Below are 22,334 nucleotides of genomic sequence, written 5' to 3' on the forward strand. Positions count from 1 at the left end.
CCGGCACTCCGGCACGACAGCGTGTCACCCCGTCAACTGCCGCGACAGCTCTCGCTATGAGCGGGGGACGCCTGGAGCAGACGATTCCGGGTCGATCGCAGAATCCTCAGCCCACCAATCCGGGCAGGCCGCCTGCAACGCGTCGGCGATCTCGTACGGTTCCATTGCCCCGTCCGAGGCCACCCGAACGACGAACGCGACCGCATCATCCTCATCCATCTCGACGTCCCACCCGTTCAGCCGGAGGAACGCGATGGTGATGACCCACGCCGTGCGCTTGTTGCCATCCATCAGGGGGTGGTTCCGCGCGAGCGCAGTCAACAGCGCCGCGGCCTTCGCCCAGATACCGGAATGGACGTCCACGCCGAACACCGGCATCGGCGCGGCGAGGGCCGAGAGCATCAGCCCCCGATCGCGGTAGTGAAATCCCAGCCGGTCGACGACGAGCGGATCGACCTCGTCGGGGGTGATGTAGATGACCGGCTTCTCGTACCGGGTCATGCGTCAGCGAGCTTGGCGAGGATGCCGGCGTCGCGCTCGATCACGTAGTCGAACGCGGCGCGCACCCGAGCGGACTTGTCGTCGCGCGCGGCCTTCTCCTCGATCGCCATGATGACGATCTCATTCTTGGAGCGGCGCTCGGCGGCAGCGAGTTCGGTCAAGAGGCGGTCTTGCTCCTCGGTGAGGCGCAACGTGAGTGCCATAGCAAACCCTTCCAAAGTGGTATCGCCATGATACCGCAGGGTTGCGCGACTATGGCTGGCCGGCGAGGAGTTCGCTATGGGGTTGCCCGGATGCCACGAACTCCCTCGGTCGCTCGTGATATCACCGCGATATACTCGACCCCATGACCACCCGTGAGTCGGATGCCGCAACGCTCGTGCGCCGGGCGCGCGAAGACGCCGGGCTCTCGCAGCGGGCGCTCGCGACCCTGGCCGGCATCAAGCAACCCAATCTCGCGATGATCGAATCCGGCGCCCGAGTACCGAGCGACGATCTCCGCGAGCGCATCCTCCGGGCCGCGCGCATGCGTCCGTCCATCCCCCTCGAGCTCTTCGCCGAGCGCATCCTCGAGCTCGCCCCGAAGTACGGCGTCAGCGACATCCGCGTCTTCGGCTCGGCCGCTCGCGGAACCGACACCGCCGACAGCGACGTCGATCTGCTCGTCGGGGCCGGCCCCGACGTCGACTTTCTCACCCTTGCGGCGTTCCGCCAGGAGGTGGCGGACCTCATCGGGTTCCCGGTCGATGCCGTCGTCGACGACGACGCGGATCCGGTCGTGCGCGCACTCCGCCGCGAAGCGGTGCCGCTGTGACCGACGGCGACGCGCCGCGCGGCCGTTTCACTGCACGCCCGCGGAGCGAAGCCGTGGGCTCGGAGCGCTCGCGCGAGCGCCTGTCCGAAGAAGTCGCTCGACTTCGCTCGCGCTTCGAGCGCGCAACCCGCGACGGGCGCGGAACCTTCGCGGATGCCGACTCCGACGCCTATGACATCGGCATGCTCGCGGTCATCCACCTCGCCGATCTCGTGAACCGCCAACTCCCCGCCGCGATCGCGGCCACCCTGCCTCGACTCGCGCGCGACGGGCTCCGGGCAACCCGCAAGACGGCCGCCCGCAACTCCGCGCTCGGAGACAACGCGCGTCTCTGGGAGACCATCTCGACCCACGCACCCGCGCTGCTCGACGCGATCGATGCCGGCCTTCAGGCACCGTCGGCGTCGAGCGCCCCCGGGTAGAGCTCGTCGAGCAGCCCGAGCGCCATCTCGCGCAGCAGCCCTGTCCGACGACTGGGCCTACGCCCGACGCTACCGCTCAGAACAAGCCCCTGCCTGGCTGGATCCACTTCGTCGGGCGCCAGAGATCGGTCAGACGTAGACGTACCAGACCGCGAACGTCCACTTCAGTGTGGAGTTCCGGTAGTTGCACGCGACGTAGCCCGTACGAGTGGCGCCCGACGCAGCAAGCCGATTGAATGCGGCGTACATCTCGGAGACGCAACGCGACTTGGTCGTATAGCCCGAGAAGGTCTGCATGTACTCTCGCGTCGCATGCGCCGGAGAAGCCACGGTCGCTCCGACTCCGGCAACAAGCCCTACAGCCAACGCACCGGCCGCCAGCTTCCTCTTGATGTTCATCGGGTCCTTCCTGCATCGCGCCGCCCGGTCGGGCGACGCAGCCAATGATGGCACGACGCGAAACGCGGATGAAGCCCCGCGCCTCACCAAAGCCGTTGAGCCGTTGAGCCATATCGCGATCGAGCGAGTTGACCTCCTCATGGACACTCAGCTCCTGGTCGTGACCGAGGCAGTGTCGCCGTCGAGCGCCCCCGGATAGAGCTCGTCGAGCAGCCCGAGCGCCATCTCCCGCAGCAACTCCTCGAGCTCCCGCTGCACGCGCGGCACCCGCTCCTCGCCATCGCCGCGCCGGGCCCAGATCGCCGCGAGCCGATCCTGCTCCGCCACGACGGCGTCGACCACCATCGGCCGCCAGTGCTCGGGGTACTCGCCCTCGCGCCAGGCGCCGCGCCCGCGGCCGTAGTGCGCGACCGCGAGGTAGCGCAGCAGCGCCGAGGTCACGAGCCCATCGAGGAACGCCTCCTCCCAGCGCAGGCTCGACTCGGTGCGGCCGCGCACGACGTTGACGCCCTGCGCCACGCCCGCGCCGCCGAGCGCGCCAATGATCGCACCGGCGACCATGCCCGCGCCGAACGTGAGCCCGCCCGCCAGGAGATCGGCACCGAGTCCAGTGAGCGCCCCCGAGACGACGCCGCCCAGCGCGGCCGTGCGGGTGCCGTCGAGCGGCGCGTCGAGGTGCACGCCGTCGGCCACGCGCTCGAGCACCTCGTCGGCGGCCCGCCCCTCGAGCCGGTGGATCGCGATGAGCTGCTCCATGCCCCGCCGCAGGTCGGCCTGCAGGCGGGCGGCCATCTCGTCGGTGGCATCCGATCGCGCCTTGGTGCGCGCCGCGTTCGGCAGCCCGAACGAGCCGGTGACCCGGTTCGTGAGCGGCTCGGCCGGCAGCGTGACGCGGTCAGCGGCGGCCCGGGCGATCGGCCCGGCGAGCGCGGCCATCGAGGCGTCGAACTCGCCCATGCGGAGCTCACGCCACGCGACTGACAGTCGCGCGAAGGCCCGCCCCGAGGCATCCGGAACCAGCGGTTCGATCGCCTGGAACAATGTGAACTCCTGCACCCAACAACGCGCGAACGCGTCGAAGGCGAGCACGTCGCGCACGTTGGTGGTGGGGCCGAGCGCGGCACGCCAGCGCGCGGCATCCGCTTCTTCGACCGCCCGCTCGCGCGGCGGACCGGTCTGGTTGAGCAGCACGAGCACGGGCTTGCCGATCCACTCGAGCACCTCGAGCTCGGGGGCGAGGTAGCCGGCGTCGGCGGGCGCCTCGGCGGCGTTCACGAGGTAGAGCACGACGTCGGCCTGCTCGGCGACGTTGCGCACGGCGAGCTGGCTGAGCCACAGCGCACGGTCCTGGTAGCGGTCCCACACCTGCGTGAGGAACCAGCCGATGGGGTTGCGGTCCTGCCGCAGCCGGCGCGCGAGGCGCACGCTGTCGCCGAAGCCCGGGGTGTCCCAGAGCGTCAGCAGGTCGCCGTCGGAGGTCTGCACGAGCGGGAACGGCGTCGCCTCGGCGGTGACGTGCGGGGCGTCGCGCACCTCGCCGACATCGCGCCCGAGCAGCGTGCGCGCGAGCGTCGTCTTGCCCGCGTTGGTGTGCGAGATGAGCGAGAGCGAGACGGCCCCGGCGTCGAGGCCGCGCACCTCAGGCGGTCGAGCAGTCAGCGAAGCAGCCGTATCGAGACCCCGCCCCCGCTCACCCCCGTCGGGTGCCGCGTGCCCGCTCATGCCCTCCACCCCGCCTCGGTCGTGGCACTCCCGTCGCCCCCACGAGCGGATGCCGCGGCGGCGAGCTGCGCCTCGGCCGCCGCCAGGTCGGGGTCGGCGAGGTCGACGAACACCGGAACGCTCCCGTGCGCCTCGAGCAGCTCGCGCCACGCCGCGCGGCGGTCGTCGCGGCGCTGCGCGTCGTCGCCCCAGCGTGCGAGGAACGCGGACTCGTCGACGAGCGCGACGGTGGTTCCGGATGCCGCGCCGCGGCCTTCGCCGCCCAGCGCCCCGAGTTGCACGAGGAACGCGCCGTGCGCGTCATCCTCGGGTGTCGCCGTGAGGCTGAACAGCGGCAGGCGGATCTCCCCCGCGTCGGCGATTCGCCCGCCCGCGGCATCCGTCACTTGGCCGTGGTCGAGGTCGTCGCCCCACGCGACGGCCTCGTCGATGGTCGCGGCGGCGTTGCCGTACGCCCGCGCGACGATGGCCTCGAGCCCGGTGCGAGCCTCGGGCGCGAGGGTGTAGCTGTACGGGATGACGCGCACCCGCGCCGGCTCGCCCACCCACCCGGCGACGAGGCGTCGGTAGTACGCCTCGTCGACCGGCAGCGCGACGTTCTTGGCGCGGCGCCGCTCGACCAGCCCCGCGACGACGGCGAGCACCAGTCGCGGAACGATGACGACGACGGCGACCGTGCCGGCTATGAGGTGCATCCAGCTCGCGGCGTTCTCGCTCGCGGGCGCGCGGATCGCCTCGATCGCGGCGACGTCGGGCACCGGGATGCCGGTGAGCCACGATCCGGGCGCGAGCGTCACGGCGAGCAGCGCGTGCACCTGCTCGGCGCCGAGGAACGTGCTCTCCCACGACGCGCGGTACTCGAACGCGAGCCCGCGCAGGTAGAGCCCGGCGATCAGGCCGAGCGCGGTCGCCGCCGCCGCGAGATGCAGCACGCGCGCGGCGCGCGCCCCGTAGAGCGGTGCGGCGACGCGCGCCCACTCACGGGGCAGCGCCGCGAGCACGGTGCGCCTGGCGGCGGTCGCGGCATCCGCTCGGTTGATGTCGCCGGATGCCCGCACCGACGCGACCCGGATCAAGACGGACCGCACCGGACCGGCCGCGCCGCGCCGGAGCACCAGCCGACGCACGAGCAGCCAGACGTACACGACGAGGTTCCACGCGACGAGCGCGAACACCGGCGGTGCGAGCAGGTTGATGCTCGACCCGCCGCCGATGCGATCGATGAGCAGGCCCAACACGAACGCGGCGATCACCGTCACGACGCCCACCCACGGACGCCATCGGATGCCGCGCACCGTGCGCGTCACCGCGGGCTGGCGTGTGCCGACCCGTTCGAGCACGAGCTGCGCGCGCCGCCCGAGGAACTCCTCGGCGCTCGCCCGCTCCCCCACGATCGCCGCCGCCGCGCGGCTCGCCCACTCCCGGTCGGCATCGGACCACAGCACGCGCTCGCGATCAGCCGTCTCGACGGCGCGCGCCGCGGTCGTCTCGAGGGCGGCCGACTCGTCCATGCTGCGGAGTCTATGCCGCGGCTGGGCCGGGAGTAGGCACGTTCTCGTGCGGCCTCATTGCGCGATCGCCAGCGCTTCCGGCTCCTTCGCGGGCAACAACGGATCGGTCCGCCGTTCGCTTTCCGGAATGTCCATCGTCGAGGCGAGGAGGTTCCCGAGTCGGCGAGCGACATCGAGGCCGTCTCCTGTCGCCGCCCAACTGTCGAAGGTCAGGCGAATGTTCTCGTCGGCAGTGATGACGTCGAGGACCGGACCTTGCTTCTCGCGTTCGCGGAACCTCACGTACCGGATGTCGGTCAGGGGCACGTCCCGCTCGATCACCCCCTGCTTGCGAACCGCGCTCTGAGAGGAGATGAAGAGCCGCTCGGGCGTGACGCCGAGGTAGGCGTTGTCGCCGACGAGGCGATCGAGATTCACGTCGGCGATCGCAAGCAGGTCGCTCTGCCCGGGAACGGCCCATCGCAGGATGCGAAGCACGTCTTCGGGCACGGGCTCCTTGAAGACCGCAAGCGACGGGTCAGCAACGGGTGGCCGCACATTGACTCGGTTGCGCAGCGATGCCACGAGATCGGCGAGCGCTTCGGACATCGCCACCGTGTCGCGGATGCTCCGACGCTTGCCAGTGAACGGCAGACTGCGCTCGGCCGGCAGTTCGGCCATCAGCCGGCACTGACGTTCGAGTACTCCGAGCAGATTCGCGATCGTCTCGAGGTCACGGGTGTGTTCGCGCTCGGTCACCTCGACGAGATCGGCGAGCAGCTTCTCGTTCTCGACAGAATGCGCGTCATCGCCTGCGATGCGGGCGGCCCGCAGCACCTGCGAGCGATACCACGACCCCTCGGCCATCAGCAGTCCGTGCGTGTCCGCGATGATCTGCTCGACGTACTTCTCGATGTAGGCGCGACGGCTCGAGGCATCTGCGTCGAGCGCTGCGATGTGCCGCTGGACGAACGAGAGGAACAGGTGCTGCTGCTTTCGGAGATCGGCCTCCCGCGTGGAGACAGCGGCGAAGATGTGGTCGTTGACGATGCCGGCGATCCTGGCCTCTCGCACCGCGCGCATTGTCGTCTCGTGCAGACCGAGCAGGGTCGTCCACTGATCTTCGTGCAGGGCGTGGAGCACGTCACGGGTCAGTTCGATGTTCTCGTCGATGCGGCGCGAGATGGAGGCGAGCTGCACCTGCATGGCGAGCATCGCCGCTGCCGGGCCAAGCGCCGCGATCATCGTCACGCTCTGAACACCGGTCGCAGGAGCCCAACGCACCGACGCCGCGATCTTGCCGCTCCCGTCGACGAGCGAACCCAGGTTCCACCCGCCGGACACCATCGGCTGCGCCGTCTGCAGTGCCTGCAGCGTCTCTGGGGCCAACCGAACCAGGCCCTGCACGTTCGTCGCGGCTTGGATACCCTGCGCCGCCAGATTTCCGAGCCCTGACGCGACAGCGAGCCGGTCGGTGAGTTGCGCGCGTGCTCGTGTTGTCGTCATCTCGAACGGAACGACGTCGAGACCGACGGGCACGTGGTCTGCGAAGAGAACCGCCAGACCGGGCTCGATCTCGACCAGGCTGATCGCCCGGTCGTCGGTCTCGGCCAACTCGGTTCCGACGGATGCTTCGGCTGATGTCGTCATGGACACTCTTTCGTTCGGGTGGGGACATTGTACGGATGCGCAAGGCCGTCGGCGGCCGAGGCTCTTCGGTGACCGCGACTCATGCGCGCGGAGTCAGGCAGGGCGAGCGACCACGGGATCCGGACGAGCAGATGCCACGTGCTGACGCACGACCGGACCATCCCGGCGCCGCGCTCGACGGTCGCCGTACGTTTCGTGCTGCGTATCGAGTTCGGCGACGCGGCGGCGAACCAGAGTGAGCACCGCAGCGACGTGGCGACGACGCGGCTCGTCGAGCCAGCCGGCGACCTCGAGAGTCCGAGCTCGCGCGGCGACGGATCGCATCCGTGCGATGGTGTCGCGGCGAAACGCCTGGAACGCGTCGTCAGGACGCGCGGCGAGGCGCTCGAAGCGGTTGTCGATGATCGCGACACGCAGTTCGAGCGCCTGAACGTCAGCGAGGAACTGCTCCCGGTCGGCCGTGGCATACGTGCCACCCGGCCCACTGTGCAAGCCGCCGTCGCTGATGCCGCGCGAAACCTGCTCGTGCGCTCTGAGCGGTGAGTCGAAGCCCATACTGGTGCTCCTCGAAGACTCCAGCCGTAGCCGAAGATTCCGACGTTAGGGGCTGCCGCCGACATTCGTCCAGAATCTGCGAAGTTCGAAACTTGCCGCGGAAGCCGAGAGCCGCAGAGGGTGCGTGCATGTGGCATGCGCGACGCTCGCGCATAGTTCGGTCGCGGATCTCGCCACGACCGATCTGAATCATTACGGTCTCAGGTGGTCGGGCCCTTTCGGATGCCCGCTTTCGCTTGAGCAATAATCAGGACCACTTGTTCCAGGAATGAATCGGTGATCTCTTCGTCCGTTGCGGTCCACGCGAGTCCGAGGGGGGCGATGCTCGCATCCTTGTAGGTGAGTCCGCGCCGGTCGTACACGAATATCATCGGACGCGCCGGGTCAGCCGAGAATTTCAGCTCCACGGTCCAGTCCGCTTCCGGAAAGTAGTAGGCATTCCAGGTCTCTTCGTGAAGACCGCCATGGGCTTCCCATTCGGTCACGAGACCTTCAGCCGCCAGACGCTCTGCGATGAGCGGTTCGAGCCGCTTTCTGCGATCGCGAACCAGTCTGCCGATGGTGCTGCGGGCCTCCTGAAATGCTGCGATCGCAGCGCCGTGCTCTTCGAGGATGTCCCGCCACTCATCCAACCGCTTCGCTTCGTCTTCGAGTTCAGTCATCGCCACGTCTCCGATTCTTGCTTCCATGAACTGTTGGAGCAGGTCAAGACTTCGTCGTTGGTCGAGATCCTTGGGTGCGAGGAGGAACTCGAGCAGCTGTGGCGCCCGCTTGATGGCTTCGCTCAGGCCCGCGTAGGTGATCGCTGTCGAAAGGAACTGTTGCTGTGCCTGATCGAAATGCGTTCTCTCGTCAGGTGCCAGCACGGCCACGATCACGGTCGAGAGCCCGAGGCTACTGGCATGCTCGGCGTACTTCTGCAGTGGGTTGTCGAGCACATGACCGATCTTGTTCTCGAGCACGATCGCGATGTCGAGTTCATGGTTGACCGCGAAGACGTCGATGTACTCGACCTGGGTCCCGATCTCCCATGCGTCCGAGCCAAGAGCATCCTCGGCGACGAACACTCTGCCATCCTTCCCAGCCGGCCCGATCGCGTTCACACCGTCGAGGAGGCGGAGCAGCGCGTCGATCACCAAAGTTCCGAGTCCGTGACGCTCGTTGGGATCCAGAAAGAACTGCAGCGTCATGTCGACGCGTGTTTCGCGCCAGCCCTCTCGGAGGATGTCGTAGACGTTCACGGGCCGCGGTCTCGTTCGCGCAAGACTCGATGCCGCGCGGAGGAACGACATGTCGAGCGTCATGCCACCCACGGTACTGACTAACGCGACGTATCAGCGGGAAGCAGTCGCTGCCACTGCGAACCCCGCGGGTACGCTGACAGAGTTCCAGCCATCGACTGAAGGACACGCAGACACATGGACGTGCAGGAGACCCGCCTCCAACAGGTGCTCGAAGGTTCGAAGCAGTACCGAGTTCCGCTATATCAGCGGCCCTACTCCTGGACGACGAAGCAGTTGGATCGCCTGTGGAGCGACATCGTCGAGCTCGCCGAGCATCGCGTCGACGCACCCCACGCCACGCATTTCACCGGCTCTCTCGTGCTCTCACTCGGACAGGTTGGACCGAGCGGCAGCGAGTTCCTCGTCGTCGATGGCCAGCAACGTCTGACGACGCTCACACTCCTGATCTGCGCGCTGCGCGACCACTACGCAGAGGTGGAGCCGGACCATCCCGAGAAGATGGCGCGCCTCGAGGAGTCGTATCTGGTCGACCGGTTCAAGCGCGGCGACGACCGCCTCAAGCTCCTGCCCACACAGGCTGATCGAGATGCATACCGCTCGATCATCAGCCGAAATGTCGACGGCGCTCCGCAGTCCGGAATCCTCGAGGCGTACCGGTTCTTCAGAACGCGCATTCACCAGGCGGATGCCCCTGACGACCCTCACGATATCGATCGCATCGAATCCGCGGTGCTGAACGGTCTCGTCTTCGTCTCGATCACTGCGAAGGGCGATGACAACGTCTATCGGATCTTCGAGTCCCTGAACAACACCGGGTTGAAGCTGACGCAGGGCGATCTGCTTCGTAACTATCTCTTCATGCGCCTCGGTGGCCGGGGCGAGGAGATCTACGACAGCTGGTGGCTGCCGATGCAGCGAACACTGTCGCCGTCCGACCTCGAGACCTTGTTCTGGATCGATTTGATCTGGCGGAACCCGCTCGCGAAGCAGGGCGATATCTACACCCTTCAGGTCGAACGCTTGCGCGACCTCGACGACGACCAGATCGTCGCCGAGGTTCGGCGTTTCAGCGATCTCGCGAAGCTGTTCAGCCTCATCCGAAAGCCGGAAGGAGAGTCGAACGCCCAGGTTCGAAAGCAGCTGCAGCGGGGCAGCCAGTGGCGCCTCGCCGCTGCGGAACCACTGATGCTGCATCTGCTACGGCTGCGGGCAGAGGGACGACTCGACAATGACGGGCTGACCTCCGCCCTGCATCTCATCGAGTCGTTCATGGTGCGGCGCTTGGTGGTGGGAGCTTCGACCAATGGCATCTCCCGCATTCTCTACGGCGCGCCGGGTGAAGTCGGCGAAGAAGACGCGGTGGCGTCGCTTCACGGCTACCTTTCACGCGGTCGGAAGTTCTTCGCGACAGATGCCCAGATCGCAGATGCGGTGATCACCAAGCCCTTCTACTACCAGGGGCGATCGAGCCAACGGAAGACCCTTCTCTCCTGGCTCGAGCAGTCGACGCCGCTCCAATTCGGCGACCGGCAACTTGTCGGAAAGGAACAGGTCGAGCTCGAGAATCTGACGATCGAGCACGTCATGCCTCAGACGATCAGCGCTCCTTGGCGGGAGTCGCTGGAACGGGATCTCGGCGACTTCGAATCCGCCGACGAGGTGCAAGAGGAATACCTCCATACCTTGGCGAATCTCACCCTCACCGGGTACAACTCCGAGCTGAGCAACAATCCGTTCCAACAGAAGCGCGAGCTTCTCAGCGCTTCCGGCATTCGCATGAACGCTGAGATCGCAACACACGAGCGATGGGGTCGCGCGGAGATCCTCGAGCGGGGAGCGGTCATCTCGAAGCGCATCTCCGAGAATTGGATGGCACCGCTCGACGACACCGATGTCAGCGACGCCGGCGTGACCTGGAAGGTCGCTCTCGACGCGATCGATGCGATTCCCGCTGGTCGCTGGGCGAGCTATGGCGACGTCGCAGCGGTGGCGGGAACCCATCCTGTGCCACTCGGGCACCACCTCTCGAGCACCGTCGTGCCGAACGCCTATCGCGTGCTGAAGCGCTTCGGTTCGGTCGCACCCAACTTCGTGTGGGCAGCGGAGAGCCCGAATGCCGGTATCGACCCAGTCGAATTGCTTCGAGCGGAGGGCATCGAGTTCGACCCCGAACTCCGAGCGTCCCAGAACCAGCGAATGTCGGTCACCGAACTCGCAGAGGCAATCGGACTGGTCATCCGATCGGATGTCGAACCACGCGAGGACGAATCGGAAACCCGGAATGCGTTCCTCGAAGTGGTTGCTTTGGAGTTCACTCCGTCGACCTCCAACGGGGTGAATGCCCTCCTCGATTCGTGGGAGTCGCTCGGCGGTCGCATCGAGTACAACGCCGATGGCAATTCCTGTCACCTCATCGCTCCGGCGTCGGGTGCGCGGCCGAAGCCGATCAAGCCGATCATCTTGTATGCGAGCGGCTCGATCGAGTTCCCGTTCGCCACGCTCGAACATCGGCCCCCGTTCGACGAGCCGGAACTCCGCGAAGAGTACAAGTCGCGACTCAATGCGTCTCGGGTCGCAGACCTGACCGACGACATTTCCGCGCTCCGTTACCCCTCAGCGCCGCTCGCATCGCTCGAGTACGCGGCAACGCGCGACTCGATTGCTGATGTACTCACCTGGTTCTTGAGTGAGATCGACCGCTACGACGCCGAGTTCGCTGCAGCAGAATCGGTCGGGGCGAGCTGATCGGGTGAACGTCGAAGCAGCGGTGACGGCTCGCCCTTCCACGTGACCACGAGCACATCGCGGGCGCGACTCGCGGCGACGTAGAGCAGCGATCGCTCGCGAAGCAGCGCGTCCTCGTGTTCCTCGGGCGGCAGCTTCTGCAGCACCTGAGCAGCGGGCATCACCCCGTCGGAGACGTCGAACAGCACGACGCGATTGAATTCCATGCCCTTGGCGGTGTGCATGGTCAGCGCGACCGGCTTGTCGCCGTCTCGCTGCGCCGACTTGATGTGGTTGAGCGCGATGCCGTGTCGGTTGAGCCCGTCTCGCGCCGAAGCTGCCCGATCGTTCGTACGCGCGAGCACGGCGATGGCTGCCGGTTCCACGCCATCTTCGATCCAGGCGGTGATGAGCGCGGCGATGTGCTGCACCTGCGCCTCGTCGTCCGGACCTGCGAACGACGATGGCACGGGTCCCCGACGGGCTGATCGATAGCCGCCGACTCCCTCGCCCTCGTTCTCGCTGTCGGCGTACTCGCCGCCGTCGAGCACGCCGAGCGCGTACTTCAGGTTCTGCTCGGTCGTGCGGTAGTTGAGGGTCAACCGACGCGATCGACCGACGATGCGGATTCCGTAGCGCGCGAGCACGACATGCTGCCCGTAGATGCGCTGGTGGGTGTCTTCGGCGATGAAGAGATCGTCCGCGCCGGGTGCCGCCAGCGCGCGAAGGAACTGCCAGTGCGCAGGGCTGAGATCCTGCCCTTCATCGACGAGTACGTGGCCGACGAGCACTCCAGTGGCGACGCCGGCCGCATCGAGCCAAGCGGCTGAGATCGCAGCCTGTTCCGCCCAGCTCACGGTTCCAGCCTGTCGAGCGTTCACCCGGTACGCCTCGATGACTTTCCACACCTCGACGCGCTTCTGGCGGTCGAGCGCGACGCCACGACCCGGCCGCCTCACCGAGAAGTACTCGTCGGCGTCGGATACTCGGGCGGGAAGAACGACCTGCAGGTACTCCTGCTCGAAGAACGCAGGGTGCGCGATCGAATCGGGCAGCGCCGGGGCGACGGCCGCGATAGCGGTCGCCCAGCCCTCGTCGTTCGACGTCACCTGCGACACCTTTCCGCACGGCGCACCGAAGACGGCGGCCGCTGCAGCCCCGAATCCGTTGCCTGCCTTGAACCGAACCGCCGTCGCGAGCTGATCGACTCCGCGCACGAGAATCCCAGGCTTTCCGAGTGCGTCGGAAATCGGTGACGCGGGGTCGAGCGCTTGCAGATCGCTCTTCAGATTCTCGGCGAGCGCTCGCGTGAATGTCGTGAGAACGACCGTCGAGGCCGGATCCACTTCGGCGAGATGCCGTGCACGGTGCAGGAGTACCACGGTCTTGCCCGTGCCTGCGCCACCCGTCAGCCGGAACGGTCCGTTCCAATGACCGGTCGCGTATCGCTGCTGCTCAGGGTGCAGGAACACTCGCCACGCTCCGAGGCTGCCTTCCTCGATGATCCGCTGGAGCGACTCGTCGCTGTCGATGTAGGCGAACTGCATCTTGGCGGCCGGGTGCTCCAGGGCACGGAGAATCCGATCGTCCTCCGTGAGACCGGGTGCTTCCTCGTCCGCGGGGCCGACCCCGATCGCGAGCTCCTCGCGAATCTTGTCGAGCGGGTCTCCGACGGCGAGGGCGAGCGCCGCGTGCTGCTGCCACGCATTCGGAAACGCCTCCGCGAGCGCCAGAACTTCATCTCCGGATGTCGCTGCGAGCAGTGCTCGTGCCGAACGCGCATCGAATCCGAGTGCGTCCGTGAGATCCGCGATGCTGTAATTGTGTTCGCTCTCGAGGTACGACAGCGTCTGGGAAGCTGCCCCGTCGTAGATCACCTGCACCGGCGGGGCCAGCGCGGAGACGTCCACGAACTCGGCGATGCCGTTGACGGGGTTGCCTTCGAGACGCCTGGTCTTGGCGAGCATGTTGCCCTCGTCGTGCGGCCAAGTGCCCGCGTACACGTAGGTGCGTACACCGTCGCTCGAGTCGAACCTGAAGAGCACGGCACGCCAGCCCTGCGTGACCCGGCCGGTGCGGGCGCGCGGGTCGGCAGCATCCGTCATCGGCTTGATGCGAAGGCCGTCCGCGGTGTCGTCCTTGCGCAGCTTGTTGATGAACGCGATCTCGCGCTTCTGAACCGCGGAGTCGAGCTCGGGGGCCTTCAATCCATTGATGTCGGACCAGAGCACATTGGGCATCGCGCGGGCACCTTCGTTCGGCGGGGCAGTGCCGTCATCGTATCGGCCCGGTCCAACCGCGGTCCGGCATGCAACGTGACGAAGCGACTACCGTTGGTCCTCGTGAGAACCGTCCTGCCCGCCAGGCCCGAGCATCCGCTTCGGGTCGCGACTCGACCCGATTTCGAGTCAGGCGAACGACGCGTGCGGCTCGTCGATCTGTTCGCCGGATGCGGCGGCATCACACTGGGCATCGCGCAGGCCGCGCTGGCGAACGACCTTGCTCTCGAGATCGCGCTCGCCGTCGATTTCGAGGCGGAGGCGACGGATGCGTACCGCCGCAACTTCCCATCGGCGCAGCGCATCGCCACCGCGCCCGTCGAGGAATTCTTCGACGGCGCTCTCGGCTCGGAGGCGACGCTCGCCGAGCGTCGAACGGCGAACGAGCTCGGCGAACGTGGTGCGATCGACATCCTCGTCGGCGGCCCTCCGTGCCAGGGCCACAGCAACCTGAACAACCACACTCGTCGCGTCGACGAGAAGAACGCGCTGTATCTGCGCATGGTTCGCGCGGCCGAGATCCTCGCTCCGAAGGTCGTGCTGATCGAGAACGTGCCGGCGGTGCTTCGCGATCGCCACGACGTCGAGGGTGTGGTTGCGCGGGCGGAGCGGCGGCTGGGTGAGCTCGACTACCGAGTCGAGCACCGGGTCGTGTCGGTCGACTCGCTGGGCGTTGCGCAGACCCGGCGGCGTCACATCATGCTCGCGACGAAGCGCGGCGAAGTCGCGCCGGCCTCGGTCTTCGAGCACATCGAACGCAACGAGATCCGCCACGACCTCGAGTGGGCCATCGGCGACCTCGCCCATGTAGTCGGCGATGACCCGCGTGACCGCCCACCACAGGCGAAGGCCGACAACCTCGAACGCATGCGCTGGCTGCTCGAGAATGACGCGTACGACCTGCCCAACGATCGCCGACCCAAGTGCCACCAGGGCGCGCACAGCTACAAGTCGATGTACGGCCGCTTGCGCTGGGACCAGCCTGCGCAGACGATCACGAGCGGCTTCGGCAGCATCGGTCAGGGCCGCTACATGCACCCCGACCTTCGGCGGGCCCTGACCGCGCATGAAGCGGCGCGCATTCAGGGGTTCCCCGATTACTTCGATTTCTCGACGTGCAGCACCCGTGCCGCGATGGCGACGATGATCGGCAACGCCGTACCCCCACAACTGGGCACGGCGGTGTTCTCGAGTCTCTTCTCGGCGGGTTCCTTCGCCAAGATGGAGAGCGAAGAACCGACTGCGGCCATGGCTTAGCCCCAGTTCAGCGTCGAACACGCCACCTACCGGCGAGGAGCACCACGTGGAAGCGACCATCGAGTCGACCGGAACCGCATCGAACGAGGTTCCCGAGATCGGCAATCTCGTGAACGTGCGCGGCGCGCGCTGGTCGGTGACGGATGTCTCGGCGCAGTCGCTCCCGCGTTCCAGCGCCGACGACGGCACGGCCGAGCTGCAGCACGCCGTGACGATGCAGTCGATCGAAGAGGAGCACTACGGGCGGGAGCTCACGGTGATCTGGGAGCTCGAACCCGGCCGCAGCGTCGTGCGCGAGCAGGGTCTGCCCGAGACGATCCATGCCGACCGGTTCGACGACCCGAAGACGTTCGCGGCCTACGTCGACGCGCTCCGTTGGGGCGCGCTGACGAGTGCGGACCCGAAGACGCTGCAGGCTCCGTTCCGCAGCAGCGCCTCGGTCGAGGCCTACCAGCTCGAGCCGCTGCGACGCGCGATCGACAGCCCCCGAGCGAACATGCTGCTCGCCGACGATGTGGGCCTCGGCAAGACCATCGAGGCCGGCCTGGTGATCCAGGAGCTGCTGCTGCGTCACCGCGCCCGCTCGGTGATCGTCGTTTGCCCTGCCGGCCTCGTCATCAAGTGGCAGGAGGAGCTGCGCGACAAGTTCGGCCTGCACTTCGAGATCGTCAACTCCGAGACCATGAAGACGTTCCGCCGCACCTTCGGCGTGCACGCGAACCCGTTCAAGGTCTACCCGCGCGTGATCGTGTCGATGTCGTGGCTGCCGTCGCCGCGCGCCGAGCGCATGCTCGAAGAGGTCTACGCGAGTGTGAACGACGCTCGCACCGCCGACCGCCGCGCGTTCGACGTGCTCGTCGTCGACGAGGCGCACCACGTCGCACCGTCGACGCCCAGCCGGAGCTCGAGCGGCGACGCGCCCCGGTACGCGGTCGACAGCCAGCGCACGATCTCCGTTCGCCGGCTGGCCGAGCTTTGCGAGCACCGCCTGTTCCTCAGCGCGACGCCGCACAACGGCTACACCGAATCGTTCACGGCGCTGCTCGAGATGATCGATCCGCAGCGGTTCGCCCGCGGCGCCGATCTCGACGAGGAAGCGCTGAAGCAGGTCGCCGTTCGGCGACTCAAGCGCGACCTGCCCGAAGAGGGCTTCATGTTGCGGGAGGTCAGGCAGCTCGTCTTCGATCCGTCCGACGACGAGTCCGATGCGTACGACCAGCTCATCGCGTTCACGCGCCGCCGCACCCAGGCCGTCAAGCAGGAGCGCGGCAGGCGAGCATCCGACCTCGCAACGCTGATCCTGAAGAAGCGCTTCTTCTCCTCGCCTGTGGCGTTCGCGAGCACCGCCGAGGCGTACCTGGCGGCGCGCGGTGACGACGCCGTGCAGCTGCCCGACTACGACGACGTGCTCGGCGACGAGGCATCCGACGAGGAAGAGGGCCGTCTCGAACAGCCGGAGCTCGAGGCCCTGCGTTCGGCCAAGCGCGCACAGGTCGCATTGACCTCGCAGGATGTCGCGGAACTCGAGCAGCTCATCACCTGGGGCAACCGATACGAGGGCCGCCCCGACTCCAAGCTCGACGCGCTGCTGCATCTGATCGACGGCGAACTGATGGTGCCGGGCCTCGGCTGGGGCGATGAGCGCATCGTCGTCTTCACCGAGTACGTGTCCACACTCGAGTGGCTGCGCGACGTCCTGGAGTCGCGAGGGCTCGGCGGCGAACGTCTCGCGATCATCGACGGGTCGGTCGACGCCGAAACTCGCGAAGAGATCCGCGCTCGGTTCACCGCACCGCCTGGTGAGGAGCAGGTTCGAATCCTCCTGGCGACGGATGCCGCGGGCGAGGGCATCGACCTGCAGAGCTACTGCCACCGCCTGGTGAGCTTCGACATTCCGTTCAATCCGAATCGCCTCGAGCAGCGCATCGGCCGCATCGACCGCTTCGGCCAGACCGAGACGCCCCTGGTCTGGAATCCGCGCGCCGCGAAGTCGAACCCGACCCCCTACGCCAAAGACACCGACCTGCTCGCGCGCTTGGCGAGCAAGATCGCGAACTCCGAGCACGATGGCGTTTCGGCGCCCGAGATCATCGCACCCGACCTCCAGCGCGAGCTCGGGTTCGGTGACGGGCCAGCACGAAAGGTGAAGTCGGATGCCGGTGAGCAGGTCATCAACCGCGCGCTGCAGGCCGAGCGATCGCTCGGTCGCAGCCTGACCCGCCTCGCCGAGCGCCTCGAGGGCTCTCGCGATCGGATGCACTTGCACGAGGGAAACCTGCTGCGCGTGTTCGAGGAGGGCCTTCGCGTGTCGGGTCAGCCCGAGCTCGTCGAGGTCGGCGATATGCAAGAGGTGGCGCGCGTCTTCGAGGTGCCGTCCGGACTCTCGCGAACCTGGGTGCCCGCGCTCGCCGGCCTCGACACGCGACTCGCTCCGGGGGCGCTCCGGCCGATCACGTTCGACGAAGGTCGGGCGCGACACCGGACCGACGTGGTCTACGCGCATCTCGGGCACCCGCTCGTGCAGCGCGCGGCCCGCGAGCTCCGCGGGCAGGTGTGGACCCGCACGGATCAGATCCGCGGCGTCAGCGCCGTCGTCGTCGATGGTCTCGATCAGTCGTTCGCGGCCGGCGTCGCCCGGCTCGTGCTCGTCGGCGAGGGGGGCGTGCGGTTGCACGAGGAGGTGTTCCTCGCGGGCACACGGCTCTCGAAGCGGCAGGAGCTCGGTATGGAGAAGGCCGAGACCCTGCTCGCCGAAGCGCTCGACGGCTCGAGACTCTCGGCGCCCGGCGAAGCTACGCGACGCATGATCGCCTCGCGCTGGAACACCGATGCGGGCGACCCCGACGGGGTCGGAGCCCGGGTCGCCGAGGCGGTACGCCGCCGGGCCGACCGCTTGCAGCACGAGGTCGAGGAGAGCCTCGACGTTCGGCGCGAGGCCGACCTCGGCGCAGTCGACGAGATCTTCGACCGCTTCCGCGCCACGCTCCAGGGCACGCTCTCAGCGGCGGACGAGGCGCGTCGGGCGGGCGAGGAGATGCTGTTCCAGCTCGTCGAAGAGAAGCAGCAGCGCGAGAAGGACCTCGCCCGGGTTCGCGCGCGTCTCTCGGCCCTCGACGATGAGCAGCGTGCGGAACGCGACTCCGTCGAGCGCCGGTACCACGACGTGCAGGCGCATACGTTCGTCGCCGCCCTCGTGTTCGCCCTGACCCCCGATGACGTGAAGAAGCTGGAGTCCGCTGGTGGCCGCTAGATCCAAGAACCCCGAATGGGAGTGGCTGACGCTGATCGACGCTGACGGGCCGTTCTTGTCAAAGGCGGCGCTGAAGTTGTTCTATCCCTCGGGTCTACCCAAGGCCGATGAGTCCGTCGACGACGTGAATGCGACCTTCACCGCGGAGTTCGTGCGGTGGTCGACCGTATGGGCGGCCACGACGAACACGCCCGATGCCTATGCGGAAGCGCGCGACCGATGGGTCGAGGCCGTGCTGCGCACCCTGCTCGACTGGTCGGACGACCTGCAACTCGCCCCGTCGGGCATCGAGGTGCACTCGCCGAATGGTGTGGTCACGGTCTCCCCGTGGGCGGCGCTGAGCACCGATGACACCCCTGCAGCCCTGGTCACGGTGGTGGAGCGCACAGAGAACCTGCGCGCGGTCGGCTCCGACGGGTGGTCTGCGAATGCGATCGACCGCATGGCCGCCCTGCTCCGCAAGACCGGCATCTCGATCGGAATCGTCACAGACGGCCGCTGGTGGGCCCTGGTCTCGGCGACGAAAGACGTTACGACGGCCAGCGGCATCTGGGACTCCGACCTCTGGCGGGTCGAGCGTCCAAGCCGAGATGCGTTCTTCGCTCTCGCGAGTTTCATGTCGATCGCCGGTCCGCCTGAGAAGCGGCTCCCACTGCTGTTCACCGAGAGCGTCGCGAGCGCCGAGCAGATCACCGTCGCGCTCGGCGACCAGGTGCGCCGTGCGGTCGAGCTCGTGCTGCAGTCGATGTCGGATACGCATCTCCGCGCCCTCGCGCAGGCCGACGCATCGCCGCTGCCGGATGACCCGAGGATCGTGTACGAGGGCGCGGTGACGATGCTCATGCGCATCGTCTTCCTCCTCTTCGCCGAGGAGCGTGGGCTGCTCCCCGAGCACGACCTGTACCGGTCGTCGTACGCGATCGCCGACCTCCGCACCCGCCTGCAGGCCGAGGCGACCGAGGCCGGCTCGCCCGAGGCGCTCGATCACTCGTGGGAGGCCTGGCACCGGCTGCTCGCCGCGAGCAATGCGGTCTACGGCGGAGTCTCGTACCCCGATGCGCGGATGCCCGCCTACGGAGGATCCCTCTTCGACCCCGACCGTTTCCCGTGGCTGCAGGCGACGGATGCGCAGGGGCGCTTGCAGGTTCGCCTCACCGACCGGGCGATGCTCGCGGTCCTCCGCGCGGTGCAGACGATCGAAGACGGCGCGATGCAGCTCTCGTTCCGCGACCTCGACGTCGAGCAGATCGGCTACGTCTACGAGGGACTGCTCGGCTACTCTGCCGAATACGTGCCCGAGGTGACCGTGGGCCTGCACGGCAAGGCCGGTTTCGAGCCCGAGATCCCGCTGCGGGAGCTCGAACAGATCGCGGCAGCCGCCTCGAGCCCCAAGGAGTTCGGCGACGAGCTCGTCGTGCACCTGAAGAAGACCCAGGAGCATGCCAAGTCGCGCACCGCCGGTCAGATCGCGAAGGCCTTCGGCACGACCGACTCGGATGCCGCGGCCGACGCCCGCACCCGCCTCCGCCACGCGCTGCTCGGCGACGACGAGCTCGCCGGCCGGCTGGAGCCCTTCCATGCGCTCATCCGCGACGACTTGCGCGGCTTCCCCTATGTCGTACCCGCGCGCGGGCTCGTCATGACCGAGTCGTCGCAGCGCGCGAACACCGGCACGCACTACACGCCTCGCTCGCTCGCCGAGGAGGTCGTGCTGCACGCCCTCGAGCCGCTCGTCTACTCCCCTGGACCGCTCGACACCGAGAATTCCGACGAGTGGGTGCTGAAGTCGTCGGCCGAGATCCTCGACCTCAAGGTCGCCGACATCGCCGCCGGCTCGGGCGCGTTCCTAGTCGCCGCGGCCCGATATCTCGCCGATCGCCTCATCGAGGCGCGAGCTAAGGAGGGTATGGACGTCACCGCAGAGTCCGACCTCAAGCGCTGGGCAGTGCGCGAGATCGTCGCCCGCTGCCTCTACGGCGCCGACATCAACGGCATGGCCGTGGAGATGTGCAAGCTCTCGCTATGGCTCATCTCGATGGACCCCGGCAAACCGTTCTCGTTCGTCGACGACCGCGTCTTCCACGGCAACTCGCTGCTCGGGGTCACGACCGAGGCGCAGCTGAAGGCGCAGCACATCTACCCCGAAATTACAGCGTCGCGTCAGCTTGGCTCGTTCAACGTTGTGAAGGAGCTCGCGGATGCCTCGCGGCTTCGCCGCGAACTCGCCTCAGGTCAGGTCGACGACACGGATCGCATGCGCTCGACCCGCGCGAAGCGCGCGCTGCTCGCCCAGTCGAGGGAGGCGACCGCAACCCTACGCGATGTCGCCGATGGCATCATCGCCGCGGGCCTGCTCGAGGGTGGCAAGCCCGGACGCAAGCTCGAGGAGCGCTACGACGAACTCGCAGAGGCGCTTCGTGACGCGTACCCAGCCGACCGTTCAGCCGGCGAACGTCGACGGCTCGACGCGATCATCGACGCCGGACTCACCCCGACCGTCGACACGGGCGAAGCCCGCTGGAAGCCGCTGCACTGGATCATCGAAGCGCCCGACGTCGTCCACGACCACAACGGCTTCGACGCGATCATCGGAAACCCGCCGTTCCTCGGGGGGACGAAGATTTCTGGCGCCATGGGGACAAACGCTCGGGACTGGTTGTCTGTGGTCATCGCGTCAGAAAACTCAGGGGGCCGTGCTGACCTTGTTGCCTATTTCCTCCTCCGTGCCGCGGCACTCCTACGTCACGATGGGTTCATCGGACTGATTGCTACAAAGACCGTCGCACAAGGAGATAGTCGCGAGGTCGGGCTGGATCAGATGAGCGCGAGCGGCTTCGAGATAATTCGAGCCGTCCAGTCGCGGCCGTGGCCCTCTTCGAGCGCGAACCTCGACTATGCCGCGATCTGGGGGACACATGGCGAGGTACGCGAGGACTTCGCCAGGTTCGCTGATGGAGTCCGGACGAGGAAGATCAGCAGCCTGCTCGAACCCGCGGGTGCGGTGGGCGGCACACCACGACGCCTTGCAAGCAATTCCGGGATCGCGTTCGAAGGCGGAAAACCCCTCGGTATGGGCTTCATTCTCGATCGCGAAGAGGCCGAAAGCTTCGTAGCGAATGACCGTCGAAATGACGAGATCATTCGCCCCTTCTTGACCGGAGACGATCTCAACTCTCGTCCTGATTGCTCGCCCTCCCGATGGATCATCGACTTCAACGCTCGCTCCTTGGCGGAATCGATGATGTTTGCCCAACCGTTCGCGAGGATCGAAGAGCTTGTCAAGCCGGAACGACAGCGCACTCGCCCCGACGGACAGTTCGTATTGCGCAAGCCACTACCGCAGCGATGGTGGCAGCATGCTGAGAAGCGGCCTGCCCTTCGGGCGGCGACCGACGGCCTGCTAGAAGTTCTTGCCATCGCGCGGCACACAAAGACTGTGATACCTGTGCGCATTTCGACGGATGCCCTTGCAAGCGAAGCCGTTGTGGTCTTCGCCGAAGATTCCATCGCATTCCAGGCGACCTTGTCCTCGTCGCTTCACCAGCTGTGGGCGATTGCCTACGGCTCCACTCTCGGAAACGGAACGAGATACACGCCTTCAGACGTGTTGGAGACCTTTCCGCTACCCCCGCAAACCGCGTCGCTCAGTGGAATCACACTCGACCGGGATCGTCGCGAAATAATGCTGCGACGCCAGCTCGGACTCACCGCGCTGTATAACCTCGTGAACTCGCCCGATGTGCAGGGCGACGCCGATGTCGATCTCATCCGTTCGATCCACGTGCAGATCGACGAGGCGGTGATGGAGGCCTATGGGTGGATCGACATTCCGCTCGATCACGGATTCCACACCTACCGGCAGATGGAACGGTGGACCGTGAGCCCGGCGGCCCGCGTCGAGATCCTCGACCGTCTACTCGAGGAGAACCACCGGCGCGCGGCGATCGAGGCGCAGCAGAACCCGAAGAAGGCGAAGCGCGGCAAGAGCCTCGAGGAGTCCGAGAAGCCCGAAGGAGCGATGTTCTGA

15 protein-coding genes are annotated in these 22,334 nt (G+C 67.2%); 7 read left to right on the top strand and 8 right to left on the bottom strand.

All coding sequences use genetic code 11. The annotated features are described in order from the left end of the window. Nucleotides 1-54: 54 nt before the first annotated feature. Together ACR3IO_RS02780 and ACR3IO_RS02785 are read right to left on the bottom strand one after the other, a co-directional pair. A complete protein-coding gene (locus tag ACR3IO_RS02780; protein WP_434069631.1) occupies nucleotides 55-501 on the bottom strand; it encodes a type II toxin-antitoxin system death-on-curing family toxin in 447 nt (148 codons plus the stop codon). After that, nucleotides 498-704: a ribbon-helix-helix protein, CopG family gene (locus tag ACR3IO_RS02785; protein ID WP_055861989.1), complete on the bottom strand. Its 207-nt coding sequence runs from the start codon at nucleotides 702-704 to the stop codon at nucleotides 498-500. The genes ACR3IO_RS02780 and ACR3IO_RS02785 overlap by 4 nt, the downstream gene beginning before the upstream one ends. 143 nt (nucleotides 705-847) lie before the next feature. Here ACR3IO_RS02785 and ACR3IO_RS02790 point away from each other — a divergent pair, with 143 nt between their 5' ends. Together ACR3IO_RS02790 and ACR3IO_RS02795 are read left to right on the top strand one after the other, a co-directional pair. Beyond that, a complete protein-coding gene (locus ACR3IO_RS02790; protein WP_434069632.1) occupies nucleotides 848-1,315 on the top strand; it encodes a helix-turn-helix domain-containing protein in 468 nt (155 codons plus the stop codon). Between the two features lie 53 nt (nucleotides 1,316-1,368). Then, the gene (locus tag ACR3IO_RS02795; RefSeq protein ID WP_434069633.1) at nucleotides 1,369-1,737 is read left to right on the top strand and encodes a hypothetical protein; all 369 of its coding nucleotides are present in this window, start codon (nucleotides 1,369-1,371) and stop codon (nucleotides 1,735-1,737) included. A 129-nt stretch (nucleotides 1,738-1,866) separates the two neighbouring features. On the opposite strand, the gene ACR3IO_RS02800 is transcribed toward ACR3IO_RS02795, so the two are convergent. From ACR3IO_RS02800 to ACR3IO_RS02815, 4 genes are all read right to left on the bottom strand, one after another. Next, nucleotides 1,867-2,136, bottom strand: a complete 270-nt coding sequence (locus ACR3IO_RS02800; RefSeq protein ID WP_434069634.1) for a hypothetical protein — start codon at nucleotides 2,134-2,136, stop codon at nucleotides 1,867-1,869. Nucleotides 2,137-2,283: 147 nt separating this feature from the next. Further along, a complete protein-coding gene (locus ACR3IO_RS02805; RefSeq protein ID WP_434069635.1) occupies nucleotides 2,284-3,774 on the bottom strand; it encodes a DUF3482 domain-containing protein in 1,491 nt (496 codons plus the stop codon). Between the two features lie 80 nt (nucleotides 3,775-3,854). After that, entirely contained in the window at nucleotides 3,855-5,369 is a 1,515-nt protein-coding gene (locus ACR3IO_RS02810; RefSeq protein ID WP_434069636.1) for a DUF2868 domain-containing protein, read from the bottom strand. Nucleotides 5,370-5,423: 54 nt separating this feature from the next. Next, entirely contained in the window at nucleotides 5,424-6,998 is a 1,575-nt protein-coding gene (locus ACR3IO_RS02815; protein ID WP_434069637.1) for a hypothetical protein, read from the bottom strand. Between the two features lie 138 nt (nucleotides 6,999-7,136). On the opposite strand from ACR3IO_RS02815, the gene ACR3IO_RS02820 reads away from it, so the two are divergent. Continuing rightward, nucleotides 7,137-7,541, top strand: coding sequence for a hypothetical protein (locus ACR3IO_RS02820; protein ID WP_434069638.1), 405 nt, complete (start codon nucleotides 7,137-7,139; stop codon nucleotides 7,539-7,541). A gap of 212 nt (nucleotides 7,542-7,753) precedes the next feature. Here ACR3IO_RS02820 and ACR3IO_RS02825 read toward each other — a convergent pair whose 3' ends face one another. Then, the gene (locus ACR3IO_RS02825) at nucleotides 7,754-8,857 is read right to left on the bottom strand and encodes a PD-(D/E)XK nuclease family protein (RefSeq protein ID WP_434069639.1); all 1,104 of its coding nucleotides are present in this window, start codon (nucleotides 8,855-8,857) and stop codon (nucleotides 7,754-7,756) included. Between the two features lie 114 nt (nucleotides 8,858-8,971). On the opposite strand from ACR3IO_RS02825, the gene ACR3IO_RS02830 reads away from it, so the two are divergent. Then, nucleotides 8,972-11,542: a GmrSD restriction endonuclease domain-containing protein gene (locus ACR3IO_RS02830; RefSeq protein ID WP_434069640.1), complete on the top strand. Its 2,571-nt coding sequence runs from the start codon at nucleotides 8,972-8,974 to the stop codon at nucleotides 11,540-11,542. On the opposite strand, the gene ACR3IO_RS02835 is transcribed toward ACR3IO_RS02830, so the two are convergent. Next, complete coding sequence (locus tag ACR3IO_RS02835) at nucleotides 11,497-13,488, bottom strand: 3'-5' exonuclease (protein ID WP_434069641.1); 1,992 nt, start codon at nucleotides 13,486-13,488, stop codon at nucleotides 11,497-11,499. The two genes, ACR3IO_RS02830 and ACR3IO_RS02835, sit on opposite strands and share 46 nt — an antisense overlap. A gap of 456 nt (nucleotides 13,489-13,944) precedes the next feature. Between ACR3IO_RS02835 and ACR3IO_RS02840 the strand changes: the two genes are divergently transcribed. From ACR3IO_RS02840 to ACR3IO_RS02850, 3 genes are read left to right on the top strand one after another with little or no spacing between them, the layout of a single operon-like run. Then, complete coding sequence (locus ACR3IO_RS02840) at nucleotides 13,945-15,057, top strand: DNA cytosine methyltransferase (RefSeq protein WP_434069642.1); 1,113 nt, start codon at nucleotides 13,945-13,947, stop codon at nucleotides 15,055-15,057. Between the two features lie 46 nt (nucleotides 15,058-15,103). Next, the gene (gene drmD, locus ACR3IO_RS02845; RefSeq protein ID WP_434069643.1) at nucleotides 15,104-18,307 is read left to right on the top strand and encodes a DISARM system SNF2-like helicase DrmD; all 3,204 of its coding nucleotides are present in this window, start codon (nucleotides 15,104-15,106) and stop codon (nucleotides 18,305-18,307) included. Next, nucleotides 18,297-22,334 carry an Eco57I restriction-modification methylase domain-containing protein gene (locus tag ACR3IO_RS02850; RefSeq protein WP_434069644.1) on the top strand — a complete coding sequence of 1,346 codons (4,038 nt, stop codon included), beginning with the start codon at nucleotides 18,297-18,299 and terminating at the stop codon, nucleotides 22,332-22,334. The genes drmD and ACR3IO_RS02850 overlap by 11 nt, the downstream gene beginning before the upstream one ends.

Origin of the sequence: Agromyces sp. Marseille-Q5079 (assembly GCF_051016555.1) — a bacterium.
Classification (GTDB): Bacteria; Actinomycetota; Actinomycetes; order Actinomycetales; family Microbacteriaceae; genus Agromyces.